The organism is Castellaniella daejeonensis, assembly GCF_039523555.1.
GTDB classification, from domain to species: Bacteria; Pseudomonadota; Gammaproteobacteria; order Burkholderiales; family Burkholderiaceae_B; genus Castellaniella; species Castellaniella daejeonensis.
Genome location: NZ_BAAAFN010000011.1, coordinates 181,912 through 198,389, shown reverse-complemented (window position 1 = coordinate 198,389; position 16,478 = coordinate 181,912). Strand labels below are relative to the sequence as shown.

The following is a 16,478-nucleotide window of genomic DNA, read 5'->3' as shown; positions in this document are numbered from 1 at the left end:
CTAATTAACCACTCACATTCACTTTTCACGGTTCAGGCAGGGATTTATGGCTCAGGCAGTCGGTTTGGTCGGTTGGCGCGGAATGGTCGGCTCGGTGCTCATGCAGCGCATGCGGGACGAAAAAGACTTCGACTTGTTCGAGCCGGTTTTCTTTTCCACCAGCAACGCGGGCGGCGCGGCACCAGCCTGGGCGCAAGGCGCGGGTCCGCTGCAGGACGCGCACGACATCGAGGCCCTGCGCAAGCTGCCGATCATCGTCACCGCCCAGGGCGGCGACTACACGACCGAGGTTTATCCCAAGCTGCGTGCGGTCGGCTGGAAGGGCCTGTGGATCGACGCGGCCAGCACCTTGCGCATGAAGGACGACGCCATCATCGTTCTCGATCCGGTCAATCGGCCGGTGATCGACGCCGCCCTGCAGCGCGGCGTGCGCGACTTCATCGGCGGCAACTGCACCGTCAGCTGCATGCTGATGGGCCTGGCCGGGCTCTTCAAGGCCGACATGGTCGAATGGATGACTTCCATGACCTATCAGGCTGCCTCGGGCGGCGGCGCGCGCCACATGCGCGAACTGCTGGTCCAGTTCGGTCTGCTCAACCAGGCCGTGGCCGATCAGCTCGCCGACCCGGCATCTGCCATCCTGGACATCGACCGTGGTGTTCTGCAGGCCCAGAAAGCCGCCGACCTGCCGCGCGAGAACTTCGGCGTGCCCCTGGGCGGCAGCCTGATTCCCTGGATCGACAAGGATCTGGGCGACGGCGTGTCGCGCGAAGAGTGGAAGGGGGGCGCGGAAACCAACAAGATTCTCGGGCGCGGCCCGGGCTTCGGCACCGAGCCGGTGCCGGTCGACGGTCTGTGCGTGCGGATCGGCGCCATGCGCTGCCACAGCCAGGCGCTGACGATCAAGCTGCGGCGCGACATCCCCATGGACGAGATCAACGACGCCGTGCGTACCGGCACCGAATGGGCCCGCCTGGTGCCCAACGATCGTGAATCTTCCATGCGGGACTTGACTCCCGTGGCAGTGACCGGCACGCTAGACATCCCCGTGGGACGCCTGCGCAAGATGTCGATGGGCCCCCAATACCTCAGTGCCTTCACGGTCGGCGACCAACTGCTGTGGGGCGCTGCCGAACCCTTGCGTCGCATGCTGCGTATCGCTCTGGGCGAACTCTGAACGATAGAAGAATGGAAAAAAACCCCCACGCCGCGTCTCCGATCCGAAACCTCCTGAATCCGACGCGCGGAAGGCGCCTGATTCCTGCCGGCCGGTTGGCGGCGGGCGCCCTGGCGCTGGCCTTCATGGCGGGTGGGGTTGCCCAGGCTTCCAGCTTTGGCCATGCGCGCCTTGTCTCGGGGTCTGGCGAGCCTTTGCTGATCCTGGTGCCGATATCCGGCCTGACGGATGCCGACCTGCAGGCCCTGTCCGCACGGCCTGCGCCGGCCCCGGATTGGGCCCAGGCCGGGCTCACCCCACCGGTCCCGCTCGACAGCCTGTCCGTTTCGGTTGGTCCCGACGTCCGGCCCGGCGGCCGGCGCATCCTGCGTGTCGGTTCCAGCCAGGCTTTCTCCGGCAACCTGGCCGATCTGCTGCTGGACGTACGCACGGCCACCGGCGAACAGCGCTACCAGGTGTCCCTGGTGGCGCCTGGGCCGGCTCGCAATGCCGCCGCGACGGGCGCCGCGCAGCCGGCGGTGCAGAGCGGATCGCCGGCGACCGCGGTCGGGGCGGCTGCACCGCATACCAGCACCCGGCGGGTGCCTGTCGGCACCATTGCCGTGCGCCGTGGCGACACGATGTTCGCCATCAGCCGCCGTCATGCGGTCGACGGGGTTTCCATCTATCAGCTGATGATGGCGCTGCAGCGCGCCAATCCGCAGGCCTTCATCCATGACAACGTCAACCTGGTGCGCGCAGGCGCGACGCTGACGGTGCCGGACATCAACGACATGCTGTCGATTTCCGACGCCGAGGCGCGGCGCCAGTTCCAGGCCCAGGCGGCAGCCTTCGCCCGGATGCGCGGACGTCTGGCCGGCTCGGCCGCCCAGGCGGGCGCGGGCCAGGCCGCGGCAGGCACAGTCTCGCAAGACGAATCCCGGGCCGCTGCCAAGCCCGCCGACGCGGCAGGCGACCGCCTGCGGCTCAGCGAATCCGGCCGTGATGGCGCCGATGCGTCCGCGGATGCCCGCACGGCACGGGGGCATGCCCTGAAAGATGCCGAATCCCGGGTCGATCAGCTCGAAGGCAATGTCCAGAACCTGAATCAGGCCCTGCAATCCCAGGGCGAGGCCGCACGCAAGGCTGCCGCCCAGGGGGCTGCTGCCATCGGCCATTCGATCCAGGAAATCGCCAGCGCGATCAGCGAAGCCAGCCAGGAAGCCGCCGCCCAGGCCGACGACGCTGCCGCAGCGGCGGGTGAAAACGACGCAGCGGCTTCGGCGCCAGGCGCTGCCACAGGCGGTAGCGCTGGCTTCCAGGCTGCTTCCGGGGCAGGGGGGGCTTCCGGCACCAATGGCGCATCGCCGGGCGGATCTTCCGCGAATACAGCGTCGGCTGCCGGCGGCACGGCTTCCGCCGGGGCGTCCGGCGCTACCGCGGCCAACGCCATTGCCTCGGGGGCGGGCAGCGCGGCCGGCCAGACTGCCAGCCGGGCTACCGAAGCAGCCGAACTGCAGCCTTCCGAGCGCGCCCAGCACCGGGCATCCTGGATCCAGGATCATCTGCTGGGCGTGATGACGGGCCTGCTGGCCCTGATCGTGCTCATCATCGCCTGGCTGCTGCGCAGGGCCAATGCCGCCCGGGACGAGGCCGATGCCCAACCCCGGGTGACGGAAGCCATGGTCCGTGAGCGAATCCAGGACATCGACCTGGATCTCGAACCGGGCGAAACCCGCCCGCAGCAGCGCTGACCGGGTTCAGGCGGACAGCGGCCATGCCCGCCGTCCGCACGCACCGCTGACGCAGCACACATCGGAAACCAATCTTCATGGGACGCATCGCGCTCGGGCTGAGCTATGACGGCCGGGGCTGGCAAGGCTGGCAGACCCAGCCTGGCGGCCGGACTTTGCAGGATGCCCTGGAATCGGCGCTGTGCCGGTTCCTGGCGGCACCCGGGGTGCCGACCATCTGCGCCGGCCGTACCGACGCGGGCGTCCATGCGCTGCAGCAGGTGGTGCACCTGGACACCGAGGCCGTCCGGCGCGACGAGTCCTGGGTGCGCGGGCTGAACGCCCTGTTGCCGGATACCATGGCCGTGCAGTGGGCCTGCGCCGTTCCCGACGATTTCCACGCCCGCTTCGATGCGCGTGCCCGCACCTATTTCTACGTGCTGCGCAGCGCCCCGGTCCGTTCCCCGGTCTTGCACGGCCGGGTCGGGTGGGTGCATGACCGGCTTGACGACGACGCCATGCGCGCCGCTGCCGCCCTGCTGGTGGGGGAACACGATTTCAGCGCCTTTCGCTCGTCCGAGTGCCAGGCGGCCAGCCCGGTGCGGACGCTGCAGGCGCTGGATATCCGCCGCAGCGGGGATTTCCTGGTGTTCGAATTCCGGGCCAATGCCTTCTTGCACCACATGGTACGCAACCTGATGGGCGTGCTGGTGATGGTGGGGCGGGGCCGCCGGCCGCCCGAATGGGCCGCGGAACTGCTGCGCGACCGCGACCGGCGCAGGGCCGCCCCAACCTTCATGCCCGACGGCCTGTACCTGGCCCATGCCGAATATCCGGATGCGGCGCTGCCGCAGCGCACGGCCCGGGATGCCTTGCGTCATCACCTGGGAAATCTTTGAACCCATGGCAGCGCATATCCGGGCGATTCCCGAGGCGATCCGCTGGGCGCTTCGTATAGAATTGAGCGATTTGATTGCGGACGGCGCAAGCCTGCGCCGTTCCCGTCCCTGTTTCACGGAAGCACGATGAAACCTCTCCTGACAATATCCCGCTGGATCGACGCGTTGAACACGCTCGTCGGCCGGGCCGTCACCTGGCTCGTACTGGTGGTGGCCGTGGTCAGCGCCGGCAATGCGGTGATGCGCAAGTTGTTCAGCCTCGGGTCCAACGCCTGGCTGGAATTGCAGTGGTATCTGTTCGGGGCCATCTTCCTGCTGGCGGCGGGCTACACCTTCCTGCGCAACGAGCATGTGCGGGTGGACGTTCTGTCGCAGAAGCTGCCCGAGCGCGCGCAGGTCGGGATCGAGATCTTCGGCGTGCTGTTCTTCCTGTTGCCGGCGGCCTGCCTGGTGTTCTGGCTGTCGATCCCGTTCTTCTGGGAATCCTGGATCACCCATGAGCTGTCCTCGAATACCGAAGGCCTGATCCGCTGGCCGGCGAAACTCCTGATCCCGGTCGGCTTCGCCTTGCTGATCCTGGCGGGGCTGTCGCACCTGGTCAAGTGCGTCGGCTTCCTGCAAGGCCTGTGCCCCAATCCGATGCAGGTCTCCAGCGGCAAGAGCGACGAGGAAGCCCTGGTGGAAGACATCCTGGCCCAGCGGCAGGCCGATCTCGAACAACCGGCACAGGAACGCTGAGCATGGAATTTCTCGTCGACAATCTCGCACCGATCATGTTCTTCAACCTGATCGTGTTCCTGCTGCTGGGTTTTCCCGTTGCCTTCTCCCTGGCTGCGACGGGCGTGCTCTACGGCCTGGTGGCCATCGACCTGAACCTGATGAGCCCTCTGCTGTTCCAGGCGCTGCCCCAGCGTGTCTTCGGCATCGTCGGCAACGACACATTGCTGGCCGTTCCCTTCTTCACGTTCATGGGGCTGATCCTCGAGCGCTCCGGCATGGCCGAGGACCTGCTCGATACGGTCGGCCAGCTCTTCGGCCCGTTGCGCGGAGGGCTGGCGATCGCGGTGGTGTTCGTCGGCGCACTGCTGGCGGCCACCACCGGCGTGGTGTCGGCCTCGGTCATCTCCATGGGCCTGATCTCCTTGCCCATCATGCTGCGCTACGGTTACGACAGGCGCCTGGCATCCGGCGTCATCGCCGCGTCCGGGACCTTGTCGCAGATCATTCCGCCTTCGCTGGTGCTGATCATCCTGGCCGATCAGCTCGGACGCTCCATCGGCGACATGTACCGGGGCGCCATGCTGCCGGGCCTGCTGCTGGCCGGGTCCTACATGGCGTATGTCTTCCTGGTGGCCATTGTGCGGCCCGGCCATGCTCCAGCCTTGCCGCCGGAAGCGCGGGGGTTTGTCGACGAGCACGGCCGGCGTGGCCTCCGATCGCTGACCTTCCTGACCGTGATCGCGGCCGCGGCCGCCTACTGGGGTTCCGCTTACTATTTCCGCGCCCACACCGACGTCCCGGTCGATGAGCGTGTCGTCATCGTCCTGCTGATCTGGGGGGCCGTCGCCCTGGCGATGGCGCTGGCCAACCGCTTCCTGCGCCTGAAACTGCTGTCGGCCCTGGCCGAGCGGGTCGTGTTCGTCATGATCCCGCCGCTGGCGCTGATCTTCCTGGTGCTGGGCACGATCTTCATCGGCGTGGCCACGCCCACCGAGGGCGGCGCCATGGGCGCCATCGGGGCCCTGATCATGGCGGTGTCGCGCGGCCGCTTCTCGATGAAGCAGTTGCGCCAGGCCATGGAAAGCACGGCCCGTCTGTCCTGCTTCGTGGTGTTCATCCTGGTGGGATCGACCATCTTCAGCCTCAGCTTCCGGGGCATCAACGGCGACGTCTGGGTCGAACAACTGCTGCTCCATGTGCCGGGCGGCGAGATCGGTTTCCTGGTCGTGGTCAGCGTGATGACCTTCTTCCTGGCCTTCTTCCTGGATTTCTTCGAGCTGGCCTTCATCATCGTGCCCCTGCTCGGGCCGGTGGCCGACAAGATGGGCATCGACCTGATCTGGTTCGGCGTGCTGCTGGCGGTGAACATGCAGACTTCCTTCATCCATCCGCCTTTCGGTTTCGCGCTGTTCTATCTGCGCTCCGTCGCGCCCAAGGAAGACTATCGCGATCGCGTCACCGGCGCCCTGATCCCGAAGGTCACCACGGCCCAGATCTACTGGGGATCCATTCCCTTCATCATCATCCAGATATTGATGGTGGTGGCAGTGCTGGCCTTCCCCGGCATGGTCACCCACTACAAGAGCGATGCGCCCACCGTCGATCCAGCCAGCGTCACCTTCGGCCAGGATAGCGCCTACGGTCTGGACAGCTACGGTTCGGGCGACGCAGGGGCTGCCTTCCAATGAGCACGCAGGCTGCCGCCAGTCATGTCACGGCGGGGCCGCGGCGTACGCGCGTCAAGATCTGCGGGCTGACCCGCCCGCAGGATCTGGACGCGGCCGTGCAGGCCGGCGCCGATGCCATCGGCCTGGTCTTCTATCCGCCCAGCCGCCGCTGCCTGACGCTGGACCAGGCTGCCGCCTTGCGCGCCCGGGTACCGGCCTTCGTCGCTGTGACGGCCCTGTTCGTCAACCCCGATGCCGAGACGGTGGACCGGGTGATCGAGGCGGTCGGACCCGACCTGCTGCAGTTCCACGGCGAGGAATCACCCGATTTCTGCGCCGGTTTCGGTGTGCGCCACCTGAAGGCATTCCGGGCAGGATCGCCCGGAATGGACACTGCAGACGGCCTGGCACGGGCCTGCCTGGCTCACGACCAGGCTGCTGGCTGGCTGTTCGACAGCTACAGCGCCGGCTATGGCGGCAGTGGCAGCAGCTTCGATACCGCCTTGCTGGCCAAGGTGCCCAGGGATGCAGGCATGCCGGCCCTGATCCTGTCGGGGGGGCTGAAGGCGGAAACAGTGGGTGGCCAGATCGCCGCCCTGGCGCCATTTGCAGTGGATGTCAGCAGCGGGGTGGAATCGGCACCCGGAATCAAGGATCCCGAGCGCATCCGGGCGTTCATGCGGGCAGTGCAGGCCGCCGATGGCTGGCACTACGCCTGAGCCGCGCCGGTAGCGTGGCCCGGGCGGGCGCCGCCGTCAGGCGCTGCGGCGGGCCGAGCGGTTGGCAGCCAGCGCCGCCAGTGTGCAGACCGCACCCGACAGCAGGTACAGGCTGATCCCGCCCAGGCCATAGCGGTCCGAGACCCCCAGGGCAACCAGCGGCGCGAAGGCCGCGCCCACCAGCCAGGCCAGGTCGGCAGTCAGCGCGGCGCCCGTGTAGCGGCATGCCGGCAGGAAATGGGCTGTGGCCGTGCCAGAGGATTGCCCATAGGACAGGCCCAGCAGGGCGAAACCGATCAGGATGAAGGCATCCTGCGGCGCCGCGCCGCCGCCCAGCAGCCAGGGCGAGGCAAGGGCGAAGACACCGATCAGCACGGCGACCAGTCCCAGCGTATGACGCCGGCCGATGCGGTTGGCCAGATGCCCTGAGTACAGCATGGCCACCAGGGCGATCGCCGCGCCCGCGAGCTCGATCGACAGCACCTCGGGTATGGTCCGCTGGTGCTGCAGCACCAGCCAGGACAGCGGAAACAGCGTGACCAGGTGGAACAGGGCGTAGCTTGCCAGTGTGGCGAAAGCGCCGGTGACGATGTGCCGGCCCTGGGTGCGGACCATTTCCAGCGTGCCGATCGGACGCAGTTCGCGTTCTTCGAGCAGGCGCGAGAAATCATTGTCCATGACGAGCCGCAGCCGGGCGAACAGGCCCACGACGTTGATGGCGAAGGCCACGAAGAACGGGAAACGCCAGCCCCAGCCGATGAAATCCGCCGGGTCCAGGCGAGTGTGCAGGTAGAGGAAGAGGGCGCCGGCCACAAGGAACCCGATGGGAGCCGACAATTGCCCGAGCATGGCGTACCAGCCGCGCTGCCGGGCGGGTGCATTCAGGGCCAGCAGCGAGGGCAGGCCGTCCCATGAGCCGCCCCAGGCGATCCCCTGCAGGGAGCGAAAGATGGCCAGCAGGACGATGGCGTGCACACCCAGGGTCTCGTGCACGGGCAGGAAGGCGATTCCGGCCGTGGCCGTGCCCAGTAGGAACAGTGCGGCCGTCAGCTTCACGCCGCGGCCCCAGTGCTTCTGCACGTGCATGAAAAGCGTCGTGCCGAATGGCCGGGCGATGAAGGCCAGGGCGAAGACGGCAAAGGCATACAGCGTGCCGGTCAGGGGATCCGCGAACGGGAAGAACACCTGGGGAAACACGATCACCGATGCGATCCCGTAGGTGAAGAAATCGAAATATTCCGACGTGCGGCCGATGATGACGCCGACGGCAATGTCGCCTGGAGAGACGGCAGGATGGCCCTCGGCGTGACGGGCAGCCCTGGCGCGATCGTCTTCGCGTGCGCGCGGGCCGGGCAGGGGGGTGCTCAGAATGTGGTCGGTCATCGGGTCCTCCTGATCTGCGGTGCTGGCCGCCGCGCGCAGGCGGCCTTGCGCATAGAATCCCACGCCCGCAGTCCGTTTCGCCATTGGACATTACCCGCAGTAACCCTTTCGTCTGAAGGGGCATGAGTCAAAATGTCCAATTTCCACTTCGACATTTCAAATCTATAGTACCGGCCTCCGCTTGAAGACTCCTGGAATCGGCACGCAAGGCAATGAGGCACGACAAGATTCTGAAACTATCGCTGGGCCTGGGCCCGGCCCTGCTGCTGGGCGGCTGCGATGCCGTACTGCTGAACCCATCGGGCGACGTGGCCCTGCAGCAACGCGACCTGATCTATCTGGCGACCGGACTGATGCTGATCGTGATCCTTCCGGTGATCCTCGCCACGGTCCTGTTCGCCTGGCGCTACCGGGCGGCCAACCGCAAGGCGCGCCATGACCCGGACTGGGATCACTCCACCCGCCTGGAACTGGTGATCTGGTCGGTTCCGCTGATGATCATCATCGCGCTGGGCAGCGTCACCTGGGTCAGCACCCATCTGCTCGACCCCTACCGCCCGCTGAGCCGGATCTCGGCGGATAAGCCCGTGGCCGCCCATGTCGAGCCCCTGACCGTGGAGGTCGTCGCCCTGGACTGGAAGTGGCTGTTCATCTACCCGGAATACGGCTTCGCCACGGTGAACGAGCTGGCGGCGCCGGTGGACCGGCCGATCCGCTTCAAGATCACGGCTTCCTCGGTGATGAATTCCTTCTTCATCCCCGCGCTGGCCGGTCAGGTCTACGCCATGCCGGGCATGCAGACGATGCTGCATGCCGTGATCAACGCCCCCGGGGAATATGAAGGCATGTCCGCGAACTACAGCGGCGCGGGTTTTTCCGGCATGCATTTTCTGTTTCACGGTCTGGACCAGGCCGGGTTCGATGCCTGGGTGCAGAAAAACCGCGCCGCGGGCGGCGTTCTGGATCGCGCGGGCTACCTGGGCCTGGAGCGCCCCAGCGAGAACGAGCCGGTGCGCCGCTGGGCGGCCGTCGATCCCGACCTGTACCGCCTGATCCTGAATCGCTGCGTGCGGCCCGGTTCGACCTGCATGAGCGATCTCATGCAGCCTATGGAGAAGTAAAGATGGATTTGCGAACCTGGATCCTGGGCCGGCTCAGCCTGGAAGCCATTCCCTATCACGAGCCGATCCTGGTGGCCACCTTTGCCGGCGTGGCCGTGATCGGACTGGCCATTCTGGCCCTCATGACGCGCTACCGCCTCTGGGGGCCGCTGTGGCGCGATTGGATCGTGAGCATCGACCACAAGAAGATCGGCATCATGTACATGGTGCTGGGGGTGGTGATGCTGCTGCGCGGCTTTGCCGACGCGGGGATGATGCGCCTGCAGCAGGCCATCTCGTTCGGCGATGCGCTGGGCTACCTGCCGCCGCATCATTACGACCAGATCTTCACCGCGCACGGCGTGATCATGATCTTCTTCGTGGCCATGCCGTTCATCACGGGCCTGATGAACTACGTCGTGCCGCTGCAGATCGGCGCGCGCGACGTGGCCTTCCCGTTCCTGAACAACTTCAGCTTCTGGATGACCACGGGCGGCGCCATCCTGGTGATGATGTCGCTGTTCGTGGGCGAATTCGCCCGCACCGGCTGGCTGGCCTATCCGCCGCTCTCGGGCCTGGAGTTCAGTCCCGACGTGGGGGTGGATTACTACATCTGGGCCCTGCAGGTGGCGGGCGTGGGCACGCTGCTGTCGGGGATCAACCTGGCGGTCACCATCATCAAGATGCGCGCGCCGGGCATGAAACTCATGAAAATGCCGGTCTTCACCTGGACCGCGCTGTGCACCAACATCCTGATCATCATCACCTTCCCGGTGCTGACGGCGACGCTGGCATTGCTGGGCATGGACCGTTACCTGGGCACCCAGTTCTTCACCAATGACCTGGGCGGCAATCCGATGATGTACGTGAACCTGATCTGGATCTGGGGCCATCCCGAAGTCTACATCCTGATCCTGCCGCTGTTCGGTGCGTTCTCCGAGATCACCTCCACGTACTGCGGCAAGCGCCTGTTCGGCTACACCTCGATGGTGTATGCGACCATCGTGATCACGGTCCTGTCCTACCTGGTCTGGCTGCACCATTTCTTCACCATGGGGGCGGGTGCCAGCGTCAATTCCTTCTTCGGCATCACGACGATGATCATTTCGATCCCCACGGGAGCGAAGATCTTCAACTGGCTGTTCACCATGTACCGGGGCCGCATCCGTTTCGAACTGCCCATGATGTGGACGGTGGCCTTCATGATCACTTTCGTGATCGGCGGGATGACGGGCGTGCTGCTGGCCGTGCCGCCGGCCGACTTCGTGCTGCACAACAGCCTGTTCCTGATCGCCCACTTCCACAACGTCATCATCGGCGGGGTGGTGTTCGGCGTGTTCGCCGCGATCAACTACTGGTTCCCGAAGGCCTTCGGCTTCCGCCTGAACGCGTTCTGGGGCAAGTGCTCGTTCTGGTGCTGGGTGGTGGGCTTCTGGGTCGCCTTCATGCCGCTCTACATCCTCGGCCTGATGGGCGTCACCCGCCGCCTGAGCCACTTCGCGGATCCCTCGCTGCAGATCTGGTTCCAGGTCGCCGCGGTGGGGGCCTTCCTGATTGCGCTGGGCATTGCCTTCTTCCTGGTGCAGATCTACGTCAGCTGGCGCGACCGCGAGGCGTTGCGCGACGTCACGGGCGATCCCTGGGACGGCCGCACGCTGGAATGGTCGACTTCGTCGCCCCCGCCTGACTACAACTTCGCCTTCACGCCGCGCGTCCATGAGCGCGATGCCTGGTGGCACATGAAGCAGTCGGGCTACCGCCGGCCCGAAAGCGGTTTCGTCGACATCCACATGCCGAAGAACACCGCCGCCGGCTTCACGCTGGCCGTGCTGAGCTCGATCCTTGGCTTCGCCCTGATCTGGCATATGTGGGCGCTGACGATCGTGTCCTTCGTGGTCCTGGTCGCCGCCGCCATCCGCCATACCTTCAACTATCGCCGCGACACCCATGTCCACGCTTCGGACGTGGCGCGCGTGGAACAAGCCCGTACTCTGCAGTTGGCCCGCCATGTCTGATACCCGCATCCTGCACGCTTCCGCGGCGGGCGGCTCCGCCTCCGCCGACGATTCCCGCTTCATCGTCAGGGAACCCCACCATCCGGAAAACGGCACGTTGCTCGGTTTCTGGATCTACCTGATGAGCGACTGCCTGATCTTCGCCTGCCTGTTCGCCGTGTACGGCGTGCAGGGCAGGGCGTATGCGGGCGGGCCTACGGGCGCAGAATTGTTCGACCTGAAACTGGTCGCGGTCAATACGGCCATGCTGCTGCTTTCGTCGATCACGTACGGCTTCGCCATGCTGGAGGCGCAGCGCGCCCGGTTGTCCGGAACGCTGGTCTGGCTCGTCGTGACCGGGATGTTCGGGCTGGCCTTCCTGGGGCTGGAGCTGTACGAATTCCACCACCTGGTCGAACATGGCGCCGGTCCGTGGCGCAGCGCCTTCCTGTCGTCCTTCTTCACGCTGGTCGGGACCCACGGCCTGCACGTGACCTTCGGGATCGTGTGGCTCGTCACGCTGCTGTTCCAGCTGGGCCGCCATGGCCTGATTCCCGAAAACCGCCGCCGCCTGATGTGCCTGTCGATGTTCTGGCACTTCCTGGACGTGGTCTGGATCGGCGTCTTCACCTTTGTCTATCTGATGGGAGTGCTGCCATGAGCAAGGACCACATCATGCCCGGGCACGACGCGGCCCATGCCGAAGAGGGCGGCCACGCGCCCAGCACGTTCCGGGGCTACATGACCGGCTTCGTCCTGTCTGTCATTCTGACCGCGATCCCGTTCTGGCTGGTCATGGATGGCGTCCTCGCCAGTTCGGGTGCCACCGCCCTGACGATCCTGGTGATCGGCGCCGTGCAGATGGTCGTGCACATGGTGTACTTCCTGCACATGAATTCCCGTTCCGAAGGCGGCTGGACCCTGCTGGCGCTGATCTTCACCGTCATCATCGTAGCCATCGCTTTGGCGGGGTCGCTGTGGGTGATGTACCATCTGAACGTCAACATGATGCCGGGGCACCTGCACGACATGCCGTCGATGTAGGTTCCGCGCGGACGCGGTTCCGCCCCGGCCGGCCGCGCCCGCCGCTTCCGGAACCGCTTCCCTCCGCCCACCGTGTCCCGCAATCTTTCCCGTCCGCTGCCCGCGAGGTGGCTCGTCCTCTGGGCCGTTCTCCTGATGGCGGCGCTGTGCGGCTTCGTCGCGCTGGGCACCTGGCAGATTCACCGGATGCACTGGAAGCATGACCTCATCGCCCGGGTCGACGGCTTCCTGCATGCGCCCCCCGTGCCCGCGCCCGGACGGAATGCCTGGACTGGCCAGCAGTCCGGGCTCGACGAATACCGCCGGGTCACGCTGCAGGGCATCTTGCTGGATCGGGAAATCCCGGTGCAGGCCAATACCCGCCTGGGCGCCGGGTTCTGGATCATGGCGCCCCTGCGGCTCGACGATGGTGGCTATGTCTTCATCAATCGCGGCTTCGTGGATGCCGCGCACCGCGATCCTGCCAGCCGGGGCGGGGCGCCCGCGGGCCGGGTCAGGGTCGAGGGCCTGTTGCGCCTGTCGCAGCCGGGCGGCGGCTTCCTGCGCAGCAATGTGCCGGCCGAGAACCGCTGGTATTCCCGCGATGTGGCAGCCATGGCCCGGTTCCTGGGCCTGTCGCCCGTGGCGCCGTATTTCGTCGACCAGTCGGCGGATGGCGCCGCCGCAGATTCCGTGACAGAAAATCCGTTGCGCTGGCCCGTGCCCGGGCTGACAGTCGTGCATTTCCGCGATGAGCATCTCGCCTACGCACTGACCTGGTACGCGCTGGCGGCCATGACGGCGGCGGCGCTGGCCTATGGGACGCGCCAGGAATGGCGACGGCGCCGCGGCGCCGGAAACACCGGCGACCGGGAGGATGCGCGATGAGCGGGGCGGAGGTTTTCCTGGGCCGGGAGGCTTCGGGCGACGGTTCGCACGTCGCAGGCCGGCAGAACCTGCGGCTGCTGGTCCAGCTGCGCTGGATCGCGGTGCTGGGCCAGGTGCTGGCCATCGTTGTGGCCGTGTCCGGATTTTCCCTGGCGCTGCCGCTGTCCGACATGGCCACGGTGGTCGTGCTGCTGATCGTCTACAACTTCTTCAGCCAGCTGCGTCTGAAATGGCACCTGCCTGTCAGCCAGGTCGAGCTGTTCCTGGCGCTGCTGGTCGACGTGATGGCCCTGACGGCCCAGCTCTACCTGAGCGGCGGTGTCACCAATCCTTTCATCTTCCTCTATCTGCTGCAGGTGGCCCTGGCTGCCGTCCTGCTGCGCAGGCGCACGACCTGGATGATGGCGGGCGTCACTTCGGCTGCGTTTGCCGGCCTGGTGCTGACGCGCCACCACGGCTATACCCTGCCGCTGGACCTGGGGGGCGGGCTCGACAGCCCCTTCGTGCTCGGCATGCTGGTCTGCTATGCCCTGAATGCCGCGCTGCTGGCGATCTTCATCACCCGGATCATGCACAACGTGCGTACGCGGGACGCCCGGCTGGCCGCCCTGCGCCAGCGCGCCTCGGAAGAAGAGCACATTGTCCACATGGGCCTGCTTGCTTCGGGCGCAGCCCACGAGCTGGGCACACCCCTGGCCACGCTGGATGTGATTCTGGGCGACTGGACGCACGCCTCCGCCGTGACCGCCGATCCCGAATTGCTGCAGGACGTGCGCGACATGCAGGCCCAGGTGCAGCGCTGCAAGACCATCCTGGGCGGCATCCTCATGTCGGCCGGCGAGATGCGCGGCGAGGCGCTGAGCCGCACCACCGTCACCGCGTTCCTGGACAGCCTGGTGGCACAATGGCGGCAGGCGCACCCGGGGGCCCGCCTGCGCTACAGCCGCACGATCGATTCGGACGAAGTGGTGATCGCCGACCAGGGCCTGCGGCAAATAGTGTTCAACGTCCTGAACAACGCGCTCGAGGCCTCGCCCACCTTGCAGCAGTTCACGGCCGTTCTGGAAAACGGGCAGCTCACGCTCGAAATCCGCGACCAGGGGCCGGGTTTCGTGCAGGACGTCCTGCGGTCGCTGGGCAAACCCTATCGGACCACCAAGGGCCAGCCGGGCAGGGGGTTGGGCCTGTTCCTGTCGCACAAGGTGGCCCGATCCCTGAGTGGCACGCTGAGCGCGAATAATCTGCCCGAAGGCGGCGCCTGCGTCACGATCCGCTTTCCCCTGTCCGCACTGACGCCGGAGGATGCCGATGAACCCGCCGAATGAAACCCATGCCGAGACGCAACGCCTGCTGCTCGTGGTCGAGGACGACGAGTCGCTGTCGCATTCGCTGGCGCGCTCGTTCGAGCGCCGCGGCTACCGCGTGCTGCGCGCCGACAGCCTGGAATCCGTCGAGGCGCTGCTGGCGCAGGGGCATGCGCCCGGCCATGCCGTCGTCGACCTGAAGCTGCACGGCGAAGCCTCGGGCCTGGCCTGCGTGCGGCGGCTGCATGCGCACAGCCCCGAAATGCTGATCGTGGTGCTCACCGGGTTTGCCAGCATTGCCACTGCCGTCGAGGCAGTGAAGCTGGGCGCCTGCCATTACCTGGCCAAGCCTTCGAACACCGACGATATCGAGCGTGCCTTCGCACGGACCGAAGGCGATGTCGAGACTGCCCTGGCGCCGCGCCAGGCTTCGATCAAGACGCTCGAATGGGAGCGCATCCACGAAGTGCTGGCCGCAACCAATTTCAATATCTCGGAGACGGCCCGCAGGCTCGGCATGCACCGCCGCACCCTGGCGCGCAAGCTGGAAAAGCGCCAGGTGCGTTGAGGCGCGCCGGATTCCATGGCATCAATCGCCGGGCCGGAAGGGTTTTTTTTTGCGCTCGAATGGCTGGGGGATTGTTTATTGGCATGCAATGCTGTTTTGCTGTTGTTGTTTGATATGAAATGCTTCAGCAACCCGGACATTCCGTGCCCAAGCTACAATAATTGCCGCCGCAGGGATATCCCTTGCAGAAAATATTGATGCTGGCGGGTAGACTGGACGCCGCATTGCCCGATCCGGACACGACCCGGAATCGTCCCCCATTCAAAGGAGTTCGTTCATGAAGCTGCATTCCGTCCTTCGCAAGCTTGCCGGCGTCGCCGCCGTGGCCGGCGCGCTGGCCACGGCGCAGGCCCAGGCGCAATCCGTGGCGGTCACCTCCATCGTCGAGCACCCCGCCCTCGATGCCGTGAAGGACGGCGTGCATGAAGCCCTGGCTTCCGCTGGCTACACCGAAGCCAAGGGCCTGAAATGGCAATTCCAGACGGCCCAGGGCAATACCGCCATTGCCGCCCAGATCGCCCGCAAGTTCGTGGGCGACAAGCCTGACGTGATCGTCGCCATCGCCACGCCGTCGGCGCAGGCCGTGGTTGCCGCCACCAAGACCATCCCGGTGGTCTATTCCGCCGTCACTGATCCGGTGGCCGCCCAGCTCGTGCCCGGCTGGGAAGCCTCGGGCACCAACGTCACCGGCGTATCCGATGCCCTGTCGCTGGAAAAGCAGGTCGAACTGATCAGGAAAGTCGTGCCCGACGCCAAGAAGGTCGGCATGGTCTACAACCCCGGCGAGGCCAATTCCGTGGTCGTGGTCAAGCGCCTGCGCGAACTGCTGCCGCAATCCGGCATGAGCCTGGTCGAAGCCACCGCCGCCCGCACCGTGGACGTGGGCGCCGCCGCGCGCAGCCTGGTGGGCAAGGTCGACGTGATCTACACGAACACCGACAACAACGTGGTCTCGGCCTACGAATCCCTGGTCAAGGTCGGCAATTCCGCCAAGATCCCCCTGGTGGCTTCCGATACCGATAGCGTCAAGCGCGGCGCCATTGCCGCCCTGGGCGTGAATTATCACGACCTGGGCGTGCAGACCGGCAAGCTCGTGGTGCGCATCCTGAAGGGCGAGAAGCCCGGCGCCATCGCCTCCGAGACCAGCTCCAAGCTCGAGCTCTATGTCAATCCCGGCGCTGCGGCCAAGCAGGGCGTGACCCTGTCCGACGCCCTGATCAAGTCGGCAGCCCAGGTCGTCAAGTAATTATTCCGCCTGTCCTGCATCTCCGGGCCGCCTGAGGGCGGCCCGGCCTTCATGGCGGCTTCCCCGCAGCCGCACCCA

The 16,478-nt window shown here is 66.3% G+C and carries 15 protein-coding genes; 14 read left to right on the top strand and 1 reads right to left on the bottom strand.

Annotated features, from left to right (window positions below):
* The first annotated feature begins 46 nt into the window (after positions 1-46).
* The 6 genes from asd to ABD022_RS08035 all read left to right on the top strand — a co-directional run bounded on the left by asd (position 47) and on the right by ABD022_RS08035 (position 6,894).
* The gene (gene asd, locus ABD022_RS08060; protein WP_343820812.1) at positions 47-1,177 is read left to right on the top strand and encodes an aspartate-semialdehyde dehydrogenase; all 1,131 of its coding nucleotides are present in this window, start codon (positions 47-49) and stop codon (positions 1,175-1,177) included.
* An 11-nt stretch (positions 1,178-1,188) separates the two neighbouring features.
* Positions 1,189-2,910, top strand: coding sequence for a type IV pilus assembly protein FimV (locus tag ABD022_RS08055; RefSeq protein WP_325124845.1), 1,722 nt, complete (start codon positions 1,189-1,191; stop codon positions 2,908-2,910).
* A gap of 77 nt (positions 2,911-2,987) precedes the next feature.
* Positions 2,988-3,788: a tRNA pseudouridine(38-40) synthase TruA gene (truA, locus tag ABD022_RS08050; RefSeq protein ID WP_325124843.1), complete on the top strand. Its 801-nt coding sequence runs from the start codon at positions 2,988-2,990 to the stop codon at positions 3,786-3,788.
* Positions 3,789-3,914: 126 nt separating this feature from the next.
* Positions 3,915-4,526: a TRAP transporter small permease subunit gene (locus tag ABD022_RS08045; RefSeq protein WP_325124841.1), complete on the top strand. Its 612-nt coding sequence runs from the start codon at positions 3,915-3,917 to the stop codon at positions 4,524-4,526.
* A gap of 2 nt (positions 4,527-4,528) precedes the next feature.
* A complete protein-coding gene (locus ABD022_RS08040) occupies positions 4,529-6,196 on the top strand; it encodes a TRAP transporter large permease (RefSeq protein WP_343820810.1) in 1,668 nt (555 codons plus the stop codon).
* Positions 6,193-6,894 carry a phosphoribosylanthranilate isomerase gene (locus ABD022_RS08035; protein ID WP_343820808.1) on the top strand — a complete coding sequence of 234 codons (702 nt, stop codon included), beginning with the start codon at positions 6,193-6,195 and terminating at the stop codon, positions 6,892-6,894. Before ABD022_RS08040 ends, ABD022_RS08035 begins: the two co-directional genes overlap by 4 nt.
* 36 nt (positions 6,895-6,930) lie before the next feature.
* Here ABD022_RS08035 and ABD022_RS08030 read toward each other — a convergent pair whose 3' ends face one another.
* Positions 6,931-8,277, bottom strand: coding sequence for an MFS transporter (locus ABD022_RS08030; RefSeq protein ID WP_325124835.1), 1,347 nt, complete (start codon positions 8,275-8,277; stop codon positions 6,931-6,933).
* A gap of 212 nt (positions 8,278-8,489) precedes the next feature.
* Between ABD022_RS08030 and cyoA the strand changes: the two genes are divergently transcribed.
* The 8 genes from cyoA to ABD022_RS07990 all read left to right on the top strand — a co-directional run bounded on the left by cyoA (position 8,490) and on the right by ABD022_RS07990 (position 16,400).
* A complete protein-coding gene (gene cyoA, locus ABD022_RS08025; protein ID WP_325124833.1) occupies positions 8,490-9,398 on the top strand; it encodes a ubiquinol oxidase subunit II in 909 nt (302 codons plus the stop codon).
* A gap of 2 nt (positions 9,399-9,400) precedes the next feature.
* Positions 9,401-11,392, top strand: coding sequence for a cytochrome o ubiquinol oxidase subunit I (gene cyoB / locus ABD022_RS08020; RefSeq protein WP_343820806.1), 1,992 nt, complete (start codon positions 9,401-9,403; stop codon positions 11,390-11,392).
* Positions 11,385-12,032 carry a cytochrome o ubiquinol oxidase subunit III gene (cyoC, locus tag ABD022_RS08015; RefSeq protein ID WP_325124830.1) on the top strand — a complete coding sequence of 216 codons (648 nt, stop codon included), beginning with the start codon at positions 11,385-11,387 and terminating at the stop codon, positions 12,030-12,032. Before cyoB ends, cyoC begins: the two co-directional genes overlap by 8 nt.
* The gene (cyoD, locus tag ABD022_RS08010) at positions 12,029-12,415 is read left to right on the top strand and encodes a cytochrome o ubiquinol oxidase subunit IV (RefSeq protein ID WP_325124828.1); all 387 of its coding nucleotides are present in this window, start codon (positions 12,029-12,031) and stop codon (positions 12,413-12,415) included. The genes cyoC and cyoD overlap by 4 nt, the downstream gene beginning before the upstream one ends.
* A gap of 72 nt (positions 12,416-12,487) precedes the next feature.
* Positions 12,488-13,282: an SURF1 family protein gene (locus tag ABD022_RS08005; protein WP_343820804.1), complete on the top strand. Its 795-nt coding sequence runs from the start codon at positions 12,488-12,490 to the stop codon at positions 13,280-13,282.
* Positions 13,279-14,607, top strand: a complete 1,329-nt coding sequence (locus ABD022_RS08000) for an ATP-binding protein (RefSeq protein WP_343820803.1) — start codon at positions 13,279-13,281, stop codon at positions 14,605-14,607. The genes ABD022_RS08005 and ABD022_RS08000 overlap by 4 nt, the downstream gene beginning before the upstream one ends.
* Entirely contained in the window at positions 14,591-15,154 is a 564-nt protein-coding gene (locus tag ABD022_RS07995; RefSeq protein ID WP_325124822.1) for a response regulator transcription factor, read from the top strand. Before ABD022_RS08000 ends, ABD022_RS07995 begins: the two co-directional genes overlap by 17 nt.
* A 277-nt stretch (positions 15,155-15,431) precedes the next feature.
* Positions 15,432-16,400, top strand: coding sequence for an ABC transporter substrate-binding protein (locus ABD022_RS07990; RefSeq protein ID WP_325124820.1), 969 nt, complete (start codon positions 15,432-15,434; stop codon positions 16,398-16,400).
* Positions 16,401-16,478 lie beyond the last annotated feature (78 nt).

What these genes read in the sequence shown, in the direction of transcription:
- cyoB (WP_343820806.1), top strand. Translation starts at nt 9,401, where the DNA reads ATGGATTTGCGAACCTGGATCCTGGGCCGGCTCAGCCTGGAAGCCATT.
- ABD022_RS07990 (WP_325124820.1), top strand. Translation starts at nt 15,432, where the DNA reads ATGAAGCTGCATTCCGTCCTTCGCAAGCTTGCCGGCGTCGCCGCCGTG.
- ABD022_RS07995 (WP_325124822.1), top strand. Translation starts at nt 14,591, where the DNA reads ATGAACCCGCCGAATGAAACCCATGCCGAGACGCAACGCCTGCTGCTC.
- asd (WP_343820812.1), top strand. Translation starts at nt 47, where the DNA reads ATGGCTCAGGCAGTCGGTTTGGTCGGTTGGCGCGGAATGGTCGGCTCG.
- ABD022_RS08035 (WP_343820808.1), top strand. Translation starts at nt 6,193, where the DNA reads ATGAGCACGCAGGCTGCCGCCAGTCATGTCACGGCGGGGCCGCGGCGT.
- ABD022_RS08045 (WP_325124841.1), top strand. Translation starts at nt 3,915, where the DNA reads ATGAAACCTCTCCTGACAATATCCCGCTGGATCGACGCGTTGAACACG.
- ABD022_RS08055 (WP_325124845.1), top strand. Translation starts at nt 1,189, where the DNA reads ATGGAAAAAAACCCCCACGCCGCGTCTCCGATCCGAAACCTCCTGAAT.
- ABD022_RS08040 (WP_343820810.1), top strand. Translation starts at nt 4,529, where the DNA reads ATGGAATTTCTCGTCGACAATCTCGCACCGATCATGTTCTTCAACCTG.
- ABD022_RS08000 (WP_343820803.1), top strand. Translation starts at nt 13,279, where the DNA reads ATGAGCGGGGCGGAGGTTTTCCTGGGCCGGGAGGCTTCGGGCGACGGT.
- ABD022_RS08030 (WP_325124835.1), bottom strand. Translation starts at nt 8,277, where the DNA reads ATGACCGACCACATTCTGAGCACCCCCCTGCCCGGCCCGCGCGCACGC.
- cyoD (WP_325124828.1), top strand. Translation starts at nt 12,029, where the DNA reads ATGAGCAAGGACCACATCATGCCCGGGCACGACGCGGCCCATGCCGAA.
- truA (WP_325124843.1), top strand. Translation starts at nt 2,988, where the DNA reads ATGGGACGCATCGCGCTCGGGCTGAGCTATGACGGCCGGGGCTGGCAA.
- cyoA (WP_325124833.1), top strand. Translation starts at nt 8,490, where the DNA reads ATGAGGCACGACAAGATTCTGAAACTATCGCTGGGCCTGGGCCCGGCC.
- cyoC (WP_325124830.1), top strand. Translation starts at nt 11,385, where the DNA reads ATGTCTGATACCCGCATCCTGCACGCTTCCGCGGCGGGCGGCTCCGCC.